Origin of the sequence: Paraglaciecola sp. 25GB23A (genome assembly GCF_040012495.1) — a bacterium.
GTDB lineage: Bacteria > Pseudomonadota > Gammaproteobacteria > Enterobacterales > Alteromonadaceae > Paraglaciecola.
Window position 1 is genome coordinate 201,187 of the sequence record NZ_JBDYKM010000004.1, and the last position, 22,138, is coordinate 223,324.

Annotated in this window: 17 protein-coding genes; 3 read left to right on the top strand and 14 right to left on the bottom strand. The window is 39.4% G+C overall.

All coding sequences use genetic code 11. The features are described 5' to 3' along the window. Positions 1-135 precede the first annotated feature (135 nt). The 14 genes from ABKW31_RS10070 to wecA form a co-directional block, all read right to left on the bottom strand. Positions 136-1,047: a hypothetical protein gene (locus tag ABKW31_RS10070; protein WP_348616211.1), complete on the bottom strand. Its 912-nt coding sequence runs from the start codon at positions 1,045-1,047 to the stop codon at positions 136-138. Between the two features lie 50 nt (positions 1,048-1,097). Further along, complete coding sequence (locus ABKW31_RS10075) at positions 1,098-3,497, bottom strand: FkbM family methyltransferase (RefSeq protein ID WP_348616212.1); 2,400 nt, start codon at positions 3,495-3,497, stop codon at positions 1,098-1,100. After that, positions 3,490-6,048: a hypothetical protein gene (locus ABKW31_RS10080; protein ID WP_348616213.1), complete on the bottom strand. Its 2,559-nt coding sequence runs from the start codon at positions 6,046-6,048 to the stop codon at positions 3,490-3,492. Before ABKW31_RS10080 ends, ABKW31_RS10075 begins: the two co-directional genes overlap by 8 nt. Positions 6,049-6,074: 26 nt before the next feature. Then, positions 6,075-6,692, bottom strand: a complete 618-nt coding sequence (locus tag ABKW31_RS10085; RefSeq protein ID WP_348616214.1) for a glycosyltransferase — start codon at positions 6,690-6,692, stop codon at positions 6,075-6,077. Further along, positions 6,682-7,551 (bottom strand): WcbI family polysaccharide biosynthesis putative acetyltransferase, encoded by an 870-nt coding sequence (locus tag ABKW31_RS10090; RefSeq protein ID WP_348616215.1) that lies wholly within the window; start codon positions 7,549-7,551, stop codon positions 6,682-6,684. Before ABKW31_RS10090 ends, ABKW31_RS10085 begins: the two co-directional genes overlap by 11 nt. Then, positions 7,548-8,333 carry a CatB-related O-acetyltransferase gene (locus tag ABKW31_RS10095; protein WP_348616216.1) on the bottom strand — a complete coding sequence of 262 codons (786 nt, stop codon included), beginning with the start codon at positions 8,331-8,333 and terminating at the stop codon, positions 7,548-7,550. The genes ABKW31_RS10090 and ABKW31_RS10095 overlap by 4 nt, the downstream gene beginning before the upstream one ends. A gap of 11 nt (positions 8,334-8,344) precedes the next feature. Continuing rightward, positions 8,345-8,974 (bottom strand): glycosyltransferase, encoded by a 630-nt coding sequence (locus tag ABKW31_RS10100; RefSeq protein WP_348616217.1) that lies wholly within the window; start codon positions 8,972-8,974, stop codon positions 8,345-8,347. A 103-nt stretch (positions 8,975-9,077) separates the two neighbouring features. Beyond that, complete coding sequence (locus tag ABKW31_RS10105; RefSeq protein ID WP_348616218.1) at positions 9,078-11,780, bottom strand: glycosyltransferase; 2,703 nt, start codon at positions 11,778-11,780, stop codon at positions 9,078-9,080. 209 nt (positions 11,781-11,989) lie between these two features. Next, positions 11,990-13,432, bottom strand: coding sequence for a lipopolysaccharide biosynthesis protein (locus tag ABKW31_RS10110; protein ID WP_348616219.1), 1,443 nt, complete (start codon positions 13,430-13,432; stop codon positions 11,990-11,992). A gap of 2 nt (positions 13,433-13,434) precedes the next feature. Then, positions 13,435-14,085, bottom strand: coding sequence for an ABC transporter ATP-binding protein (locus ABKW31_RS10115; protein WP_348616220.1), 651 nt, complete (start codon positions 14,083-14,085; stop codon positions 13,435-13,437). After that, positions 14,082-14,867 carry an ABC transporter permease gene (locus ABKW31_RS10120; RefSeq protein ID WP_348616221.1) on the bottom strand — a complete coding sequence of 262 codons (786 nt, stop codon included), beginning with the start codon at positions 14,865-14,867 and terminating at the stop codon, positions 14,082-14,084. Before ABKW31_RS10120 ends, ABKW31_RS10115 begins: the two co-directional genes overlap by 4 nt. 27 nt (positions 14,868-14,894) lie before the next feature. Beyond that, complete coding sequence (locus ABKW31_RS10125; protein WP_348616222.1) at positions 14,895-16,658, bottom strand: polysaccharide biosynthesis/export family protein; 1,764 nt, start codon at positions 16,656-16,658, stop codon at positions 14,895-14,897. Next, positions 16,658-17,023: a hypothetical protein gene (locus ABKW31_RS10130; RefSeq protein WP_348616223.1), complete on the bottom strand. Its 366-nt coding sequence runs from the start codon at positions 17,021-17,023 to the stop codon at positions 16,658-16,660. Before ABKW31_RS10130 ends, ABKW31_RS10125 begins: the two co-directional genes overlap by 1 nt. Before the next feature lie 94 nt (positions 17,024-17,117). Next, on the bottom strand, positions 17,118-18,203 hold the full coding sequence (gene wecA, locus ABKW31_RS10135; protein WP_348616224.1) for a UDP-N-acetylglucosamine--undecaprenyl-phosphate N-acetylglucosaminephosphotransferase: 1,086 nt from the start codon (positions 18,201-18,203) through the stop codon (positions 17,118-17,120). 704 nt (positions 18,204-18,907) lie between these two features. Here wecA and ABKW31_RS10140 point away from each other — a divergent pair. From ABKW31_RS10140 to galE, 3 genes are all read left to right on the top strand, one after another. Further along, positions 18,908-20,437 (top strand): peptide MFS transporter, encoded by a 1,530-nt coding sequence (locus ABKW31_RS10140; protein ID WP_348616225.1) that lies wholly within the window; start codon positions 18,908-18,910, stop codon positions 20,435-20,437. A 124-nt stretch (positions 20,438-20,561) separates the two neighbouring features. Further along, positions 20,562-20,861: a DUF6170 family protein gene (locus ABKW31_RS10145; protein WP_348616226.1), complete on the top strand. Its 300-nt coding sequence runs from the start codon at positions 20,562-20,564 to the stop codon at positions 20,859-20,861. A gap of 2 nt (positions 20,862-20,863) precedes the next feature. Beyond that, the gene (gene galE, locus ABKW31_RS10150; protein WP_348616227.1) at positions 20,864-21,877 is read left to right on the top strand and encodes a UDP-glucose 4-epimerase GalE; all 1,014 of its coding nucleotides are present in this window, start codon (positions 20,864-20,866) and stop codon (positions 21,875-21,877) included. The last annotated feature ends 261 nt before the right edge of the window (positions 21,878-22,138 follow it).

The following is a 22,138-nucleotide window of genomic DNA, read 5'->3' on the forward strand; positions in this document are numbered from 1 at the left end:
CTAATATAGCTTTCGAGATCATCCATTCCAATGGGTTCTGAAGCACTGCACCTCATTATTCAATATATTGTGCACCAATCAATATGAATTTCAAAAAATCTATATAAAACGCTCGTTGATTCAAAAAATTCAATTCTAAACCGTACCTTGAAATTCATAATCGTTGCATATCAATCTGAAATACTCTGAATCTTCAATTTCATTTTTCAATTCAGCTGAGACTTCCCGTCTTCCTCGTTTGGAAATGTCACTGGTCTTTCGACCACTATCACCTGAGACTTTAAACTGATCATATAAGTCTAAAAACGACTCGTCGTATTCAATATTCAGAATCGAGCACATTTTTTCCATTATTTGGGGGGGGCAATCAACAAAATCTTCATAATAAATAATATTTTCCTTTTTGAATTGTACTAAAAATTGACTTAACCGTTCGCAATAAGCATCGAAAGTTTGTGGACTGAAATGCACCCAATCGTTCGCAAGCAATGAAGAATAAGCATCTATGGGATTACGCACAGTCGCAACCGAAATAACATTGAAATCATCCTTTAATAATTCTGTAATCAGGGTTTTCTGTCTATATTCTGCCCCAACACAAAAATCGGAATGGCTATGATCACGTAGGACCAAAATCCCACCTCGCTGGTCGACATGTTCATGTGCTGACTTTACTGACTGATGGAAAATTTTCCTTGCTAATTTATTTGGATCGGGAACACCAGCTTGCATAGCAAGGGTTGCAATATCGGAGGGTAAGAATGTTGCCATATCAGTTTGTAAGTGCTGATAAAAATGAGGATGCACTTCACTAAGTATGAAGGTATTGGCCATACTTGATAAGCACTTGGTAAATAATGTACCACCGCTGCAGGCAAAATGGTGTATAACTCGCATTATAGGCTTAGCACTTTGGTAACTGTTAATGACTTGCTCGCATTTATCTAACAAAGAGCTTGCGTTGGTAAAATCAAGAGTATTTTTCGAAAGTTTAACAGATCGTTGTTGAATCGAATCTTCACTTATTATCTGACTTTTATCAATCATATCAACTGCTCGTGATAGTGACTCTTGAAGAGATTGAAGCGTAGTCTTCATCACTTACCACGACTCTTTTTCTTAGACGGTTTAATACGCTTAGCTTTAGCAATTGTTGGCGCACTCTGCATTGGCTCGGCTACATTAAGGGCTTCAACATTTTCTATATCAGCCTGATTTTGTGTTACTTCACTGAGCTCAGGGTGACTTTCTTGTAACTGGTAATAATACTCAGCAGCTTGTTGCAGCTTTGTTCGCAGCTCACCGACCAAATCAACTAATTGCTGTTCATTGTTATGTTTAATCTGATATTTTTCGCGCAAATTGTCGAGATCTATCTGCGCTTTAGTTTGAAGTTTTAATGCCAAATCAGCGCTTCTTTGGCGTTCAGCGCTATAAGTTTTTAGTTCTTCGCATTGTTTGTTGAGACTTTCTGCCCACTTTTTATTTTCTTGATGCCAATGGGTCTGCTGCTCACATTGTTTAGTTACTTCTGCGATTTGCGCATCTTTATTTCTATGGCTTTCAACTAATTCGTTCTGTTTAGTTTGTAACTCTGAACTATCAATATCGAGTTTTTCGTTCTGAAGAGAGAGTGTCGCTATCAGCTCTCGACTCTCTTCATGTCCTTGCTTTTGCAGGTCATGCTGTTTTGTCAGTTCCGCTATTTGCGCGTCTTTATTCTTGTGGCCGTCAACTAATTCGTTCTGTTTAGTTTGTAATTCACTCACTTGTATTGTCAGTTGCTCATTTTTAGTTTGTAACTCTGAACTATCAATATCGAGTTTTTCGTTCCGAAGTGTGAGTGTCGCTATCAGCTCTCGACTCTCTTCATGCCCTTGCTTTTGCAGGTCATACTGTTTTGTCAGCTCAGCTATTTGCGCATCTTTATTCTTGTGGCCGTCAACTAACTCGTTTTGTTTATTCTGCAAAGCGGTAACTTGGGCTGCTATTTGTTCAATCGTAGTTTGCTTCTGCGTCGCATCAGCACTGAGCTTTTCGTTATCAACTTTAAGTGCCTCAGCCCATTGCTTAGTTTCTTGATGGCCATTGGCTTGCTGATCACGCTGTTGGATCAGTTCGGCTATTTTGGCATCTTTGTGTTTTTGGGTTTCAGCTAGTTCTTCCTGTTTAGACTGCAAAGCAGCAACTTGAGCTACCATCTGTTCAATCGTAGTTTGCTTCTGCGTCGCATCAGCACTGAGCTTTTCGTTCTCGACTTTCAGTGCCTCAGCCCGTTGCTTAGTTTCTTGATGGCCCTTGGCTTGCTGATCACGCTGTTGGATCAGTTCGGCTATTTTGGCATCTTTATTTTTTTGGGTTTCAGCCAGTTCGTGCTGTTTATTCTGCAAATCAGCAACTTGAGCTACCAAGTGCTCATTCTCAGTCTGTTTATGTGAGCTTGATGCACTGAGCTCTTCGTTCTGGGCTTTGAGTGCCTCTGCACGTTTATGACTCTCATCATGCCTTAGCTTTTGCTGGTCACGCTGTTGCGTCAGTTCAGCAATTTGCCCGTCTTTATGCTTATGCCCTTCAACTAGTTCGCTTTGTTTGTTTTTAAATTCAGTCAACTGCTGCTCTAACTGAGCGTTCGTGGCTTGGCTTTGCGTCAAGTTTTCTAAGAGTTGATCATTTTCAATAGTGATTTTATCTAGCTGATTTTTATGCTGTTCGTTTATTTCATTGTTGTTTTTTTCAGCTTCATTGTGTGATTTTTCAAGAACAACTACCTGTTGTTGAGTATGCACGAGTTTATTTTGCAACTCTTGCTGCTGAATTTGTAATTCGTTGGTTAATTGTTGTTGGGTAATCAGTTGATTTGTTGATTCTGCCCAATTTGCTTGGCGTACCGTAATTAAGTGCGAATAAGGCGGTGTCGCTTCTTGTATGCTTAAAAATGGAATACTGTGTTGTTGATAGTATTTCCAAAGTGTTGAAACTTTTTCAACGTTTTCATATAGCGCTTTTTCGCTCGCCCTAATAATTAAACATGAAAACTGCTGCATAGCTTCATCTGTTAGTGATGATAATTCTAGCCCATTAATATCAATGATTAACAAGTTCGCTTTACTGGCATCAATATTATGTTCTTCAACCAACTGGGATAATGTAGTAGCGGCAACTTCTATTTGCTCAAAAATTAAGCCTGGTCGCAGTTTTTTAATGAGCTGTGGAGGTAATACTGCACTAAATTCACTCGCGCTTGCCGAGTAAAATTTTACTGCTGGTGCGTCTTGTTCAATAAGGGCTTGCTGCTTTAAATAAACGTTTTTTAATCCCAATAATTTTACTTGCCGTTCTAGTTTTGTGAAGGCTTTGGGATCGGGTTCGAGTAATATAAACTGCTTGCTATCAATTTTTTCTAAGTAAGATAATGAGCGGCCATCACCGCCACCCGCAATGAGTACGGTATCAAATTTATAAGCTAAACCCGCAGCAAGTTTTAAGGTTTCACTCATAATTTACCTCTGTGCCAAGGTCAAGTGGCTTTTCGTTTAATACACTTATCATAGTCATTATCAGTTGGTGCCAATTTGCTAAGGGTTGATTTAGCGCTCGTTCGTTCAAATCTACTTTGTGCAAGTTTTTTGCAATTAAACTAAGCAACTTCATGACAAAAAGCCGATTATCTGGGGTTAAATTATCTAATTTATTCTTCTGCTGTATTGTCAGCTCAGGTCCAAAATCTAATACAAGTTTAGGACCCCATTTGTCTTGCTCATCTAATTGCCAGTTAGGCAAAGCGGCTTGTTGATTTTTTTGCTCTCTAAATTCTAAACTACCAAACAAGGTAAAGGAGTCAGTTTTAATCTGTTTTGCGCCCACCTTTAGTTGATATGATGGAAACACCATTTTATCAATTTTTAGCTTATCTAACTGCAGGGTTAAATGCTCGTTACTGCTTGCCACCATATTTTGTAGTAAGGTTACTTTGCGCAGCGATGAGCTGGGATCGTTCTCAACTTGCTTGGGAGCGGTGATAATTTTCTCACTGGTTTCTTTTGCAATTACTTTTTCAAATACAAGTGGCTCTTCCGATGGAGAAAGTTCTTTCGTTTCTGCTTTCACGCTCGTTGATGTTTGGCTAGCACTTTTTACAGTTTCTATCTCAGGGGCTTTCTCTGCTAGTAATAATGCTGGCTTTTGCAGATCTTGTATAAGATTAGTGATCTTAGCAACCCATAGTGATAGTTCAATTTCATTATTGGCATTCATTTTACTTATATTTTCAGTTTTAAGAAAAAATAAAACCTCGGATAAAATCGCCCTAAGTAAACCTTGCTCGTTAAGCGGTAATTGCATATAGGTACTAAGTCCAATAGCGCTATAGGGACTTATTATGCTGTAATCACATACTTTATTAGTACCGGTTTTTATAAAAGTCGACAAGGGGTAAACTCGGCTACTGCTGGGTTCATGAAATTCAATATCAACAACGCCGTTGCGGTCATTGATCACAAAGCTAAACGCTGACCAGCTTTGTTCAAAATTTTGCACCTCGTGTAATTTTACAATTAAACGGTGATTAGGAGACTGATCAAAGCCACCGGTAATACTCATATTTTTAGCTTCAACTAAGTAGGGATAGCGTTGCTGTACTATTTGCTTATAACTTGTTAGTTCCTGTTCAACAGCGATTTCATTGCTACTCGCTAGTTTATTAAATTCAATAAAATAATATTCTAGCTCTTCTTGCAACTGCGCAATTTGCAGGGTGAGCAATTCGATTTCTGCTTGTTGGTTATTGAGAGTACTTTGCCCATCTTCAGCGATTTTTTTGGATTCGTGTTGAGCTTTTTTCAACTCGGTGGCACTTGTATTGGCAAGTAATTGTGATTTTTGTAAGGCGATAAATTGTGTTTCTAACTCTTCTTGCAATTGCGTAATTTGTAAACTCTGTATATCGCTTTTTTGTTCAACCTCACTTAGCAAGCTGTCCTTTTGCAATAAACCTTGTTCTGCGGTTTCAAGCCTAAGTGCAAATTCAGCAAGATTGTGTTGAGACTGTTTAAGCGCGTCTCGCTGTTGCATTAATTCAGCTTCAAGTTCTTCAACTTGCTGCGCAGCTTGTGTGTTTAATGTATCAATCTCTTCCATCTTGAGTTGTTGCATATGTTGAACTTGCTTATGTTGTGATTCTAATTCTTCTTGCAGTTGTGCTACCTGTAAATTGAGTAATTCAGATTCCTGGCTTTGTTCAATTAGCTTTTGCTCAGATGCTTCTTTCAGCAACTCGACTCTCTTAAATTCACTTTCACGTTTTGTTTGGTTTTCTGAAAGTTCTGAAACTTGACTATTTAATTGAGTAGTGCGTACTTCATATTGTTTAATTTGTTGTTCAAGGCTGCTAATCGTATTTTGTTGCGCTTGATCATGCTCGGCTGCAGTTGCAGTGATTGCTGCAATATTTTTTTGCTGCTGCCCCACCTTAGTTTCAAGTGACGTTTTTTCGGCCAGTACATTTACTAAGCCAGCAATACTCTGCGCCAGTGAGTATTTACTGCTGTCGGCGTTACTCACAAACGTGGACCATTCGAGATGTATCTGCGCCATTTTGTCATCAGACATAAGCAGCGATTGAATAGTTGATAAAAGAACTGACTTACCTACAAAGGCTACATTTACCGCTGAAAACAGTTCTGGATAAGTTAACAATAGCTGTTGAATTGCCTGAAAGTAACGGGTCCACTGAGCAAAAAGCTGTTTTACCTCAACGTCACTTACCGTTTTGTTGTTTAAATGCAAGGCCGAATAACACGCTAAAGATGGTAACAGTAACTGAACTGTGTCGACGGTAGTTGCATCGTTGTGAATATTCACAAAAACGATCTTGACGCTTCCTTGTGGATGACAAATAAGTTGCTCTACCTGTATTTGTTCATTTTGCTCGTCAGCCCATCCTAAATTCTCAGCTAATGCACCAAATTTAACGTTTGCCTCTTCAAAATTCTGACCACAAAAATGGCCTAAGGTGAGTTTATCGGGGCCAACAACTATTGTTTTACTCATGAATGCATACCTGAAAATTAGGAGAATTATTTAAAAATAGACTGATTTTTTTGCACTTCAGACCAATGTTCTTTTCGATACTCAAGTTCACCAATCAACTTAAAGCTCTTGATATCTTTTTGGTCTATCACTGCTATATTAGGTGCATAAATCTTGTCGTTATTAATCTGATTGAAAGACAACGGGCCGGTCACCTCCCATACATCACCACTACTTTGGCTACGCAAATTGTGCAGTATTTTATTCCAAATAGCCTCTAAAGCTGGATGGTTTGGCTTACAGGCAATCATGCCATTCCAAATGCCACCATGCCATTTCCGCATTAGCGCTAATTTGTTATCGCTAGGCAATATACTTAATATTGAACCTAAACATTGTGTTGCTACATCAATGTAGAAGCCCCCATTGCCCAAGCAAAATGCTACACGAAATATATCTGATTGCATGGCTGGCAATGCCGCGCTTAAAAACAGCTCTTGCGCTTCAGGGCCAAATTTTACTTTAATAAAACTCGCTGCTTGCTCTTCAGTAAAAACAATGTGCTTGAATTCCGGATTGAATTTTGACCAACTTGATATTAATGGTTTAACATCTGCTGGAATAATTTCAGAATTCCAATATTGTACAATAATCCTAGGTATCATATTTTTCCCTAATAAATTGATCATTTTTTGCATAGATATGATAAAAACACTCAACTAACTCGATGTCAGTGTAGTACTTAGCTTCTGAGATACTAACGTCAGGACCTACGACATTTGTCACTGCTTGCCCCTTGTGTTTATCACTATTACCATTTAATTCTGCCACGGGCATCGCTAATTTAGGAATTATTTGGTCGAGTTGTTCAGGCAATTTCAGACACTTTGTGGGGTCGCCTCTGTCACCAATTTTATATTCTAAAATGCGCTGGGCATATTCGGTTAATACTAATGCACAGGGGTGATTAAACGTAAAAAACAACCTTTGTTTAAGCAAATTATGTTGTATAAAATCTGTGATTTTAATATCTACACTAAGTTCGCGGTCTTTTAGTTCAGCTAAAGAAATAGACTGTTGTTCAGCATATTCTTGTTGATTATAAAATGGGTCACTAAGCCAATTTACCACTTGCTTTGGGTCTATACCCAATAACCAACCATCTAATATTGTTTTGCTGTGATATTCGCCTAACGGACCTCTTAATGTGCCGACAGTGGGATGGCGGATATAAAGTAAGTCAGGCGTGTAGCCTGAAAAATACAAATTAAGGATGGTATTAACTTTGGCACCAAATTGCTGTTTTAATAACGATGTACGAATAAAAGAACAGGGATAACTGTCGGCAATATTTTGGCTAATAATAAAGTCAGCCTGTTCTAGTGACCTAAGACAATCATCACGCTCATGTTCTTTTAACAAGTGCACGATTGGTGTCGCAACAATTTCTATTTCAGGCTTGAGTAAAGACAAATAACGCGCCAATGGTCTAGCTTGACAGTTTCCAACTATTGCCACTTTCATTTTTGTTCAGCCGCTTGTAATATAGATTTCAAACTCAATACATTTAGTAAAAATGGGGAAACCTGTGCATTTTGAATCGCTTGTTTCGCCGTGTCGATAAAATTGTCAATCGGCATATCACATCGTTGATCGTGTATTAATTCTGCTAACTCAAAGTTCCACCAGGAAAGAGTTAATAATTGCTCAATTTGTTGTTCAGTGAAGCGATATTTAATTACTTTTGCCGGGGTACCTCCGACAATGGCATAAGGTGGTACATCTTTTGTGACGGTGGCTTTAGCGGCCAAAATAGCCCCATGACCAATTGTTACTCCTCTTGCCAAGGTTACATCTTCACCTATCCACACATCATGACCTATAACAACACCAAGGCCATTTTTCGCTTCGTTATTGGGTACTTGCTGCACCCTGTATTGGGGATTATCATTAAAGTATTGTTGGCAAATAACAAAATTAGTGTCGTAGGTCACCGAAGCAGATGTAAATCTAGATTTGGGGTGATCAGGGCCCATCACACTAACTCTTGCCCCGATAGAACAATAACGACCAACTTTAGTATTTAATGGTAGTGGGCTTCTTGAGAAGCTAAAAGCGCCCATATTGAATAAAAAACTACCATTTATGTAACATGCATAAGGCTCAATTTTAAGATCTTCTAAAAATAATAACGATTCACCATCGCGAAACCGACCTGCTACTTTGTCAGCACCTATTGTCGAAAAATATACGCGATTATCATTAAAAAATTTCAATAGTGCGTCTGTAACTACTACTTTTTGCATCAAAACGTCTCTTAAATTGACAAATAAATACTAGTTTGTTTTTGCATCTCTGACCAATGCGCCTGCTTTTTGTGCTCTAGATCGTTGACCAAATCAAAATAAGGATTAATTTTTGTTTGAGGAATGACACAGACGTGATTTTTATATGTTTCTGAATCGATAACTTGATTGAAATTATATGGGCCGGTTGCTTTCCAAACATCATCAAACCGCCGAGATTTAAGGTTGTCTAATACATTTTTCCAAATCTGGGTTAAAACAGGATTGCCGGCAGCACAAGCAATAAATCCATTCCAAATTCCTCCATGCCATTTTCTCATTACTGTCAGAGAATCTGGTTCAGCGAGTAATTCATCTATTTTATTTTTACACCTCGTGGCCATATCAACATAAATACCGCCTTTTGCAAGGCAGTAAGCAAGACGGAATATATCAGACTGCATAGCGGGTAATGCAGCCACTCTATACAAATCTAGAACATCTTGTCCAAACTCTTTTAATATTAATGAGTTTGCTTGCTCACTGTCGTACACTTCGACCGCAAAGGAAGGATTATGATGCAGCCAAGTGCTCTGCAATTGGGCAATATCATCCGGCAGCTTTTTATTGTTCCAAAACTGAACAATGGTTTTAGGGATCATACTTTTCTCAAACTAATATTGAATGTAAAGCCTTACGCTTGCATTAGTCATTTTCAAAATAGAATTTTTAAATTCACCTTAAATTTGAACAAATACTGACGGACTAATCAGTAAAGATGTCAACGCTCGCTAATATATCTTGGAACTTGCGTTTACCAAATTCAAAGGAGAAGGAGCTTTCTACGATAATCGCTTCATTACTTGATATCTTGGCCCAGAGTTCAGCGTTGTCATAAAGTTTAATAATACTCTGCACAACATCATCAGCCTTATTGGCTATTAGTGCACTTATACCATGAGTTAAACCGGTTCCCTCTGCTGCAACGTCTGACAAGACACAGGGCACGTTATAAGCCATTGCTTCAAGAATTTTACCCTTGATACCCGCACCAGAGTGAAGTGGTGCAACAAACACTCTGTGATTGTGATAAACCTCATCTAAATGCTCTGCGTAGCCAACCAGCTTCATATTGTCTGTTTCAAATTCGCTAAAAGCATCAGGCATGTTGCTGCCATAAACATACAAACAAATATCTGGTCGTTGTTCTGCCAGCATTGGCATAACTTTGTCAGCCAAGAATTCTACACACTCAACATTCGGGAAATGATTAAATCCACCTAAAAACGCGATGCCTTGACGTTGTTCAAAACTAGGACCAGCCGATTTATTTTCTAAGACCCAAGGCGTTAAATGGAGTTTTTCGGTTTCTAGAATATGAGATGCAATAACCGCATGTTCAGTAGTGTTATAACATAAGATAGCATCCACTTTTTGGCAAACATCCAGCTCAGCACTGCGTGTTTGTATCGCTCCTTGTAATTTTACTTCGTCTCGACCATTTTTTAGTGCTGAACGTAATTCTCTTAAAAAATGTAAATCAGCATTATTAAAAAGTATTTTGCAGTTAGAATGCTGTTTGATTAAATCAATGTATTTTTCTGCAACACTGTAACGAGTAATGTAAACCGCATCCATTTCTTTAACGCGTTTTTGAATAACATCAGGAACCGAAATATAAAAGGGGGCATACAGTACTTCAACACCCATCGCTTGTAGTGCTTTTGTATGTTTACCAAAGAAGGCTAAGTTTTCAGGCACAAAAGTGACTTTAAAACCAAGGGAAATAAGTAGTTTTATCTCTTGAATAGCAGCATATCCACCGGCATCTTTATTCAATTCAGGCGTAGCGTAATCAATCACTAATATTCTGTGATTGATATTGCGATCTTTTACAGTTTTGCTGTTTTCTATGCCCTCAACACCATTAAGTCGGAAAGCTTTAAACCATTTTTTGCCGAATACTTTTTGATTTATAACTTGGTTCTTTTTTAAACCTTGGGTTACATCGGTTCCATGGCTTTGACCTTCAAAATGCACTACTTGTGAAAATGGCGTGTAAAGTGTTTTAAAGCCTGCCTGTCTGACTTTAAAGGCCAAGTCAGTGTCTTCAAAATAACACGGTGCTAATTCTTCACTAAACTTGTCTACTTGCAACCAAACATCAGTGCGAATGCACATGGCAGCACCAGTTAAATAATCAACCTGCCTGACATAATTGTATTCAGGAGCTTGAGGATTGGCATTACGACCCACATTCCAAGGCATACCATTTCCCCAGACTGTGCCGCCCGCTTCTTGTAAAGAACCGTCTAGATTAAGTAGTTTTGAGCCAGTCATACCCACTGATTCATCTTTTTCCATTATATTGACTAGCTCGTCTAACCAATAAGATGTGACTTCAGTGTCATTATTTAAAAATACAATGTATTTGCCTTTAGCTAAATCTGCGGCTTGATTACAGCTTTTTAAAAAGCGCAGATTTTCTGCGTTTCGAGATACCACTAAATTATCGATAATATCTTCGGCTTCTGCTGTTTCATCCGTTGAGCAGTCGTCTGCCAATATGACTTCATAACTGGTTTTATTAAAAGCAAAAACAATAGAGGCAATGGCGTGATAAGTAAGCTCAAACAGATTGTAAGCAGGTACAATAATGCTCACCATCGGCTGTTGGAATTTGGGCAATGAAAATTTTGGAAAGACTTTTCGACCTTCATAAGACTCCACCAGTACATTATGCAGCAATGATAGTTGCCCAACGCTTAATTGCGACTCACCGTCAGCTATAGCCTTCATTTGAAACTCTAAAGTTTCGTAACGATGCCCAGCTTGTTTTGGCAATGACATCATGCCAGGTTGGCGATAACTGTTATTCAAATATTGCCACGGAGTTTGAATTGGCTGACATTCAATAATTTGGCTGCATATAATATTTGGGTAGCCCTGAAGACCCACTTTGATAAGACGACGGTTGCCATCAAGTAAGGTAACTGGGAGTTGAATATCCACCAACAATTCAAGTTCTTTGCTATCAATTGGAAATTCTACTAGTGGTTTCTCATTGTCCCAAATAATAATACTTCGTTTGCCAAAGGCTATGTTTGAACTCAGGTAAAGCGACAATACGCCACGCTGAAAATTGACTTGTTTAGCTGAGATAATTGGCGTAGTTGACGGTACTTTAAATGTACTATTGGCGATAAGTTCATTGGTTTTGCTTTCAACTAAAGATAAGACCAGCTCCTCACCATCTCCCCACAATTCGCATATATCAATTTGAAATGCATGATTACCTTCATGTATGCCAGCCTCCTTTAAGTCTTTTCTAAACTTGTCGGCTAAGCCTACACCTAGCCGCTGTTCACCGGCAACAACGACAATAGCCAATGGTTCCTGATTATTAAGGTCAACGGCCCACCCAAGGACCACCCCATTCTCTATAACGTCAATGCTACCTTTGAACATTTCTACCTCTAAATTTTAATGTAAGCTTGAATGCATTTTGTAATTACGCGAAGTTAACATATTTTAACAATCATTAAATTCCTTACTGTTTCATAATATAAAAATAGCACTCAAATAGATTCAGTATTTTTAAGTTTATCTACAGTTAAAAATCGTTCTTGTATAACTCTTAACTTGAATTATGCCGCGTAAACAGACTTTAATAATGGCTAACGCAATTCTTCAACCGTTGCTAAGATAATTTTACCTATGCCAAATAGCATCAGTTGAATAAGTAAAAATAGACTTATATTGTAAATAACTGATGGATACTTTGCGTCTTCAGGTAAGGTAGATGACTCAACCACTACTAAATATTTCAACTGCCTGTAAGCTTCAATTCGTGATTTTTCAAGAGATACCTGTGAGACTGTGTAGGACTTTAGCGCCAGTTCTAAATTAATTTTTAAATCACTGAACTTAGCGAGTATTTCACTAAGATTATCTTTATCTTCCCTCAGACGATTGGCTGATGAATTTTGGTCTGTCAACCGCCCTCGCTCATTATCAAGCTGTTTCTTCAAACTGTCTAACTGTGCCATCGCTTTTAATACTAATGGTGCATCATCGCTCATGCTACTGCGTAAAGCGCGTAATTCAGATTGTTGTGCAGCAACCTGTGCTTCTAGCTTATACGCTATCTGCTGCAACGCCATTCCTTCAGCTTCAGGATCAAGTAAATCATAACGACTTTGAAAATCTAAAAGTTGAGACTTCGCTTTTTGTAACTTTTCTTGCATCAATTCATGCTCTTTTTGCACAAATTTCAATTGTTCTTTGGCTAAATTATGCCCTATTTCATTAATGTACCATTCTGCTCTAGCTACAATAGCCAGGCTTAATTTATGTGCAAATTCAGGTTCAAAAGCCTGTGCTCTAATATTGATGACTTGTGATTTTTCATCTACTTCAATTAACACTCTACTTTGATAGTATTTAAGTTGTGTCTCTCTACTTGCGGAGCCCGACAAACGACTTAAGTAATCATATTGAGTGTCTTGGAAGTGCTGATTGATTGCTATATTTTCATCAAGGTAAATGAGCATATCATTCGACAATACATAAGTTTTCATGAGTTCAGTATCACTGCTACCACCAGATATACCAAAACCAGACATAATAGCCATAGTTGCATCAAGGGTTGCCATACCATTGGGCTCTCTCATAATAATTTTAGCCTGACTTTCATAGCGAGGGCTTGCTATTATTATCTGATAAATGGCAAAAACAAAAAACGGTAGCCACACCACTAACATAAAAGGTGTTCGATATTTCTTAAGTGCAGTGTTGTTGAGTATTATCAACAATTGCTCGGCAATGCCCTTACCTTTGCGAATAATGAGACTCTTCCTTTCTTTAGATGTAACAGTGGCTAATTCGGGCTTTTCTTTCAGCGTACTGCTTTGAAGCTCATTAAGATATTTTTGATTGTCTTCGCTTGGATCTAAATTTTTCACACGCTTCATTAGACGATAAGCCAAGGCAACATCATTGATTGCGATATTTTTAACTTCTTCTAATAAAAATTGACCATCGGTCCATTGTAAACTGGTATACCGCTTACGAAGTGTCAAAAACTGTGTTTCTAATTGCTGTTGTGCCTGTTGGGTCATGCCTACAATGCCTGATATTCCGTGATCCCTTGTTCGAGATCGTTATAAAAAGTAAGTTCGCCTTTATTTAGTACAATGGCACTATCGCAGAACTGTCTTATTTCATCCATTTCGTGGCTAACCATGATCACGGTCGCTAGTTTGCTCCTTTCTAGAAGAGCCTCTTTGGCTTTTCGACGAAAATTAGCATCGCCGACAGAGGTTACTTCATCGATTAGATAAACATCAAAGTCAATTGCAATAGAACATGCAAAAGCTAAACGAGGCCTCATTCCACTAGAATACGTTCTTACAGGTAGGTCGTACTTATTGCCTAACTCTGCGAACGCTCTAACCCTTTTCTCATAAGCAGCCAAATCGGCGACTCCATTTACACGACCGATAAAACGAGTATTCTCACGCCCTGTCATTTGTGGGTGAATGCCGGTTGCCAATGCAACAGGCCAGGACAAACTTAAATCGGTAATAACCTTGCCTTTATTCGGATATTCACTACCAGCCAAGAGCCTAAACAACGTCGATTTACCGGCTCCGTTAGAGCCCAAAATTCCAATATTGTGACCAGAGGGTATCTCAAAATTTAAATTTTTAAAGATATACTGATTACCTAAATTTGATGGGTAATACTTGGTAAGATTGACTAGTTTAATCATCGGCTAATCGCTTGGCGCCAAAAAAGTTGATAAATCGCCAGTGCAAAAAAAACAAACACAAGGGTGATAAAACTCAAAAAAGCTAAACTGACACCGTTATCACCATAAGAAGAATAAGCAGCAAATCGAGATAGCTCAACAGCATGTAATATTGGATTCCAATTTAACAAGTACCAATATTCTTGCGGAAAATCTTGTAAAGCGAAGAACACCCCAGAGATAAAAAACAGTGGCCGGGTTAAAAGCTCGCGGATTTTTTTTACTTCGCTCACATACATTTCAGCAATACCGAAGATCAAACCCACTGCCAGTGCAAAAATCCATAGAAGACCAAAACAGGTAATCAGCAGGATTGGATTTTCAATCTGTATTTCCATATTCAAAAAGTACATAACAACAAAAATACCCAAGACTACAAACACTTTAGTCAATAATTCAAACAAACCAGCAGCAATAGCCGCACTGATGGGCTGAACCTGCCTGAAAGCAAATAACGCTTTATTTTTACTTATCGAATTTGCTGAAGCACCTAAGGTTTGCAAAAAGCTCTGAATAAGTATCATGCCATAAGCCATAAAAACAAAGGTCGGTATAGTGTGAGTTTCACCACCTTCCATACGACCACGTAGTAATGACAACATTAATATAAAAATTATAGGGTTGATCACTGCCCAACTTATACCCAGTTTATCATTAAACCCAGTACGAATTTCTCTGGCAAACAAAGCAAAGATCACGTCTTTCCAGATTTTCCAAGGGCCGCGTTTGACTACGGTGGTCATTTTTCAGCTAGCTCGTCTTGACATGGGCTATCTGGTTACCACATTAGCTGCAATAGCCACTTGATAAACAATCTGGGTGATATCTTTAACCGCTTGCAATAACTTGGTATCAATTTTAGGTAGTACCAATACTTGGTCACCCGGTGATAATTTGTTTTTACTACTTTCGCCAAACCATTGACCACCGTCTATCGATACAAAGCTGGTTAGGCCATTAGCATGCACAATGGCTATGCGTTCGTCTTGAGCGCGCTCACTGAATCCGCCTGCCCAAGCGACATAATCACCGATGGTTGCATCAGGGTTATACACAATAGCTTGCGGCAACAATACTTCACCGGCGACTTGGATTAAGTCAGTGTGGGGAGGAATAATTATTTCATCACCTTGCTCTAGGCGAATGTTAGCTACTATGCCGTTTTCAGATACAATAACTTTACCTAGTGGTTTGATTAGGCGGGCTCTGGCAACAAATTGCGCGACCAATTCCGCTTCTTGCGCACGAATTCGTGCTTCGCCATCAGAAGAAGCAGGCGCGGTAAAAATACTGCGTTCGAGTCGGTTCAGGGATTCATCGATGAGTGCCTTTTGTTGCTCAACCACGCTCTCACGTTTGATATATATCGCACCATAGTTTGCTTGACTTGGATCAACTTCAACATAACTGAGCAAGTCGAGTAAACGCGCATCTTTGTCAACCGTATAAAATGATGGGCCTTTGTAGCTGCCTGATAATTGCACACTGATAACGTTGCCGCGTATATCATCATTAAACAACACCACATCGCCATCTGATACCACAAAATTGTCAAAATCATCTATGGGTATATAAACTGATATTGGCCCTTGTGCACGATTACCGGTAACCGCAACATGACTTGTTTTAGTTAAGGGGCGCGAATAATACATCAGGTCTTTGCCACTGGAGTTTTTGCTTTCTAGCTCAAAGCGAAAAGGATAACGGGCAGACCCTTCTACCGTGACCATTGCGCCTTGTTCTGCCACTAATATCACATCACCGTCTTGAAAAGAGAAGGTCGTCATCTTGCCTTCTTTCAAAAAGTCATACAGATCATATTCGAGCAGTGACTCACCGTTGCGAACAATACTGATATCGCGATAGCTACCGCGATGAGGATCGATGCCACCGGCTTGTTTTAAGAAAAACAATAAGGAATCAGAGGCTAAACCGGCATATTGACCAGGCCTCGCCACAGGGCCTGCCACATAAACACTGACAGGTGTAGCGGTAAGTAAATTGATATAGACACTGACATTGTTGGTGTAAATCGATTTGATTTTTTGGGTAACAACGGAGTTTATTCGATTGGCGGGTATATCTTTAACTTGAATCGGACCAACATCTGGAATAAAGATATTGCCTTGATTATCTACAGTAACCACTTGGGCATTATTAACCGTACCCCACATTTGTACAGATATTTTATCGCCTGGCGATACAAGATAAGAAGAGTTTAAGCCATCGCTGCGCTGCGCGGCAAAACCGCCATTAAATAAGTTTGCACCAAAGGGTGGTGGTAGTCCTTCTTCACCTGCAGGTTGCGGGCCGTATTCATTGACTTGATTACTGGTGCCATTACGCCCGGTACTGTTGCCAGAAGACTGCATATATTGAGACACATCAACCCGTTGGCTTGCGCCCGCCGATTTAGCTTGCTGAAGTTGCTCTAAGGTTGCGGCATCTTGTGCTGCACCATTTTTAATGGGTAACAATAAAATGGCAGACAGTAATAAACCACCAACTATAATTTTAACGCTAGGAGAGTTCATTATTTTGTCCCCATGGTTGAAGCAGATTCGCTATATTCAGAAATGACCGGTTTGACCAAATACCATTGAGCAGAACCATCAACACGACATGCTACGCGTAAGAGGTTATTATTAAAGGTGAGCTGGCGACATTGATTACCGCTTGCTGAAAAAAATAATCGACCCAGCTCGACCTGTTGTGAATTAAAATTGAGCAACTCGCCATTTGATCTATTTTGCAGACTATCCCAAATAGACTCAGGTAAAACTTGATAAATATTGGAAAAATTTTGTTCAACGAGAGGACGCGAGGCAACAGGTTGTTTAATGCTGGTGCAGCCTTGCAGCGATACCAAGACCAACAATAATGAAAAAAGGGTTTTCATAAACGAGGTTCAACTTAAATAAATTCTGCAAATACTAACCCGTAGGTCAGCATTTGCAAAGCTTGAAAACAGAGAAGACTAACAAAGCAGGGCGTTAAGAAACAGAAGTAACTTTGTTTCCTCGCACGAAGCGCAGAATTGTCCAAATATTTTGTAATGCGAAACTGTAGACAAACAGCGTCACTAAAAAGCCAACAAACATGATAGTTTCAGAGATTTGCAATAATTCACCTACAATACCAATGCCAGCGTAAGTACAACCCATCAATAAAATAGCAGCTAAGGCACGTCTGGGTGACAAACCAGCGCGTATAAAAATATTATGTAAATGTTGCTTGTCGGGTCTTAATACTGACTGCCCTTTTTTCCATCTGCGATACATGATCGCAGCCATGTCCATCAAAGGTAATCCAATCAGCCATACTGCGGTCACAGGGCGCATGGCAGCTTCCGCCCCTTGAGTATATTCAACAAGTAACCAAACAATGGTGAGACCAACAAACATGCTGCCGCTATCTCCCATAAATATTTTATTACCTTTGAAACCTTTCCAACTTAGATTGAAGGCCAAAAACGGCACTATCGCACCAATAACAATCATAGGGCCCATAATCGCTTTGCCGTTCTCTGAAATCAGTAGCAAAAAGACGACACTCAGCAATACCACCAAACTCATGCCACCGGCTAAGCCGTCAATGCCATCTATCATGTTGAAAGCGTTAATTACGCCGACTACACAAATTAACGTGAAAAAGTAACCAAAAATTTCGAAAGAAATGGAACCGAAACCGAACAAATCACCTAAATCGGTAATATAGTTTTGCGCGCTCCAAGCCATGATGGCTGCAACACCGAATTGGCACATTAAACGGCCTTTGGGACTGAGGTCAAACATGTCGTCTAACATACCCAGTAAGATAATAAATGCAGAAGCAGTAAAGAATAACGAACCGTTTTTAAACCATACATCGGTTGCAACACTCGCGATGAGTACCGCACCAAAAATGGCCAAACCGCCGGTCAAAGGCACCATACCTTTGTGGTTTTTACGTTCAGTTGGATGATCAACCAAACCTAATTGATGTGCCATTGGTGTCATGATAACTAGCAGAATAACGGCCACAAAAAATGCAGTGAAAACCGCTATAACTAATGGAACGAATTCCAAATGTGTAAACATACCCTAGATTTTCCCTGTTTTTTACTGCTTATCAATAGAGCTAGCAATAATCAAGCCTCAATATTTTATTTCAGAATCAACTCAGCAATTACGACTCAAAAAATAATTTTTTAGACTAGTCACTTAAGCAAAACAGGATATTAACCCTCTGTTTTAACTTAATTTGCTACCTTTACACAAGCCTTCCGATGGCGCATAGAGTAACAAATAGTTACCCTGTTTAGCTAGTAAATTAGTGTTAATTCTTTTCATCAAAATGTTTCTTAAATGCTACATTTTGTAACTAAATCGAAAAAACCGAAGCTAACTGTCTCTGAAAGATAACAGTCCCAGCAATTTTTTAAATTTCAGTCGATGTTTTATTGCTTATCGCAAATTTGAGCCGCTAGTTTAGTTGATTTATCTGAACTGCACCACTTTAGTTGCACATTAACGCACTATTATGGTGACAAGCATGATTGTTTGGAGTGCAACGCTATAAAATTGTGTGTTCTAGTGCAATATAACCATGACTTAGTGCCTCAATATGATAGTCATTTTTAGCATCACAGTTGTTTTAGTGTCTTAGCTCTAGTATAAAACGCACAACGCCTTTCAGAATTTCTCGGCATACTCCCTAGCAACCAAAAATTATCGGCTTGGGCCGTATGATGCGAAGAAATAAAGTTAGGTAAATTAATAATAAAAATTAAAAGGCAATTTTAATGACGACAGAAAAAAATGTTGAACCAATTGATAGTAGTTTCTTTGGCCATCCCAAAGGTCTATCGACCCTCTTTTTTACAGAAATGTGGGAGCGTTTTAGTTATTACGGGATGCGGGCACTATTAATATTGTTCATGACCGCCAGTATTCAAGAAGGCGGACTGTTTATTACCGTAGTATCCGCGTCAGCAATTTATGGTCTTTACACCGGTGCGGTTTACCTGATGGGTTTACCGGGTGGTTTTATCGCAGATAGACTATTGGGTTGCCAAAAAACAGTCTGGTATGGCGGTCTTATCATTTTTGCTGGTCACGTAGTACTGGCTATCCCGTCGAACGATACATTTTTTATTGGCTTAGTTTTAGTTGTGTTAGGCACCGGCCTACTCAAACCTAATATTGGCGCCATGGTCGGTCAGCTTTACAGCAAAGACGATAAGCGACGAGATGCCGGTTATACCTTATATTATATGGGTATCAACATTGGTTCTTTCTTGGCTTATTTATCTATTGGTCCTTTAAAAGAGCAAGGTTTGTGGCATATGGCTTTTGGTCTTGCTGCTGTTGGTATGGCTGCAGGTTTAATTCAATATAGAAAAACCATCTACAAACTTAAGGGTGCAGGCGCTGAACCAACAGTGGTTAGCAGCCCGAAAATGATCAAGATTAGTTGGTCAATAATCACGGCTTTTTTAGTGGGTTTAGCCTTATTGGTTGGCGCCATAATGACTGGCAGCGTGGTGATTGATCCGGTTGTCATTGCTGAATATGCTGCTGTGCTGATCACCGCTATTTTTATCTTGTATTTTGCCGGCATATTTTTTCTCGGAAATCTTAGTGGTAATGAGAAAAGAAGTTTAAGTGCCTTGTTTTTAGTCTGTGTTGCTTCTGCCTGTTTTTGGGCGGGTTTTGAACAAGCGGGCTCTTCACTGAACCTATTTGCGCAAGATTATACCAATCGCTTTATTGGCTCATTTGAAATACCGACCATTTGGTTTCAACTGTCAAACTCTGCCTTCATTATTATGTTGTCACCCTTCATTGCTGCGCTGTGGATTAACCTAGCGAAGAAAATGATCACCCCGTCTTACGGGATAAAGTGTGCCTTAGGCTTGATTATTATGGCTTTAGGATTTTTAGTTATGTTCTTTGCCGCCCAATACGCAGCATCGGGTATGAAAGTCGCGCCTTATTGGTTGGTTGCCACTTACTTTTTACATACAGTTGGTGAGTTATGTTTAAGCCCTGTAGCACTGAGCGCCGTCAGTAAATTATCACCTAGACGCTTTGCCGGACAAATGATGGGAGTATTTGTACTAACCTATTCTATTGGTAATGTTGTGGCTGGCTTATTGGCAGGCAATCTTGATCCTAACAACTTAAGTCAAATGCCTGAGCTGTTTTTACATATCTGTTTGATTACTATCGGTGTTGGTGTTGTGGTTGCCTTATTTACCCTGAAAACCAGCAAATGGGAAAAACTAGCTGATAGTCCTGAGCCTGTTTCAGTAGAAAAAGCCCTAGCGTAAATATAGCTACTGCAATAAATAGTAATTATAGTATAATTAACGCCTGATATGGTCATCGTATCAGGCGTTTTTAATTTCAGCGCAATGCTAATATAATCATCGATTACCTCAAAATGGTCTCAACATGAAATTGTATTTTTCCAGTAAACAGATACCACAACTTCAGTCGTACTCTTTAACCGAGCGTTTAACCATGCTACGTGAGGCGCAACAAAAACTCACTGGCCCTGAAAAACTGTTACTTAATCTGTTAAAACTGCTTATTTTTATTCCGGTATTTGTACTGATTTTACAATCAAGCGCCAATTGGTGGGCACTTGCCTGGGCATTGTTGCTATTCTTGCTTTATCCCATTGTTATTAAGCCGATACAATTCGGACTTTGTGCTAAATATCTTTCCCACAATAAACCACAAGGAAATTAGACATGCAGACTATCTTAGTTACAGGTGGTGCGGGTTACATTGGCAGCCATACGGTGTTGCAATTATTGGAAGCGGGTCAAGATGTGATTGTGCTCGATAATCTATGTAACTCTTCTCAAGAGTCGTTACTTAGAGTTGCCGAATTAACCGGTAAACAGGCGCGATTTATTGAAGGTGATATTCGAGATGCGCAGAAACTAGCAAGTATATTTGCTGAAAATAAAGTTGATGCAGTTATCCATTTTGCAGGTTTAAAGGCAGTGGGTGAATCAGTTGAGATGCCGCTGAATTATTATAACAATAATGTCTATGGCACCCTGATCTTATGTGAAGCCATGCAAAAAGCAGGCGTTAAAAATATCGTATTTAGTTCTTCAGCCACGGTTTATGGCGATCCCGTCTCTTTGCCCTTACGTGAAGATATGCCAACCGGACATCCGACCAATCCCTACGGCATGTCAAAGTTGATGGTTGAACATGTATTACAGGATTTATTTAAATCTGATCCGAGTTGGAACATTGCCATTTTACGTTATTTCAATCCAGCAGGCGCTCACCCGTCAGGACGTATCGGCGAAAACCCCAACGGTATACCCAATAACCTTATGCCTTTTATTACCCAAGTAGCAACGGGCAAACGGGAGTTCTTATCGGTGTTTGGTAATGACTACAATACCCATGACGGCACTGGCGTACGCGATTATATCCACGTTGAAGATTTAGCCGCCGGTCACCTTAAAGCCCTTGAAAAGCTCTCACAAAATGTCGGCATCGTGACTTACAACCTAGGTACCGGCCAAGGTTATAGCGTATTAGACATGGTCAAAGAGTTTGAAAAACAAAGCGGCAAAGCCATTCCCTATAAAATAGTCCCTAGACGCGGCGGCGATGTAGCAGCCTGCTACGCAGACCCCCAAACAGCCTATGAAGCACTAAACTGGAAAGCCGAACGAGGCCTAGCAGAAATGTGTAAAGACTCATGGAAGTGGCAGTCGAGTAACCCTAACGGGTATTAGAGCGACGAGCGAAAAAGTATAGTGCGGCGTGATTGAAGATAAAGGGGAATTGTTTAACTATTGCCCTTTTTTTATACCACAACATGCCTATTGTAGGAGCTGCTTTAGCTGCGAACAATCAACCTCGTTGTTAAAATGGACACTGATGTTAAATTAACATTTGTGGTTGATTTTTATTTTGTAGGAGCTGTTTTAGCTGCGAACCGAGATAATAAATCAGTATTGTTACACAACAGGCTATCGCCGTGAAATCAATCTCTG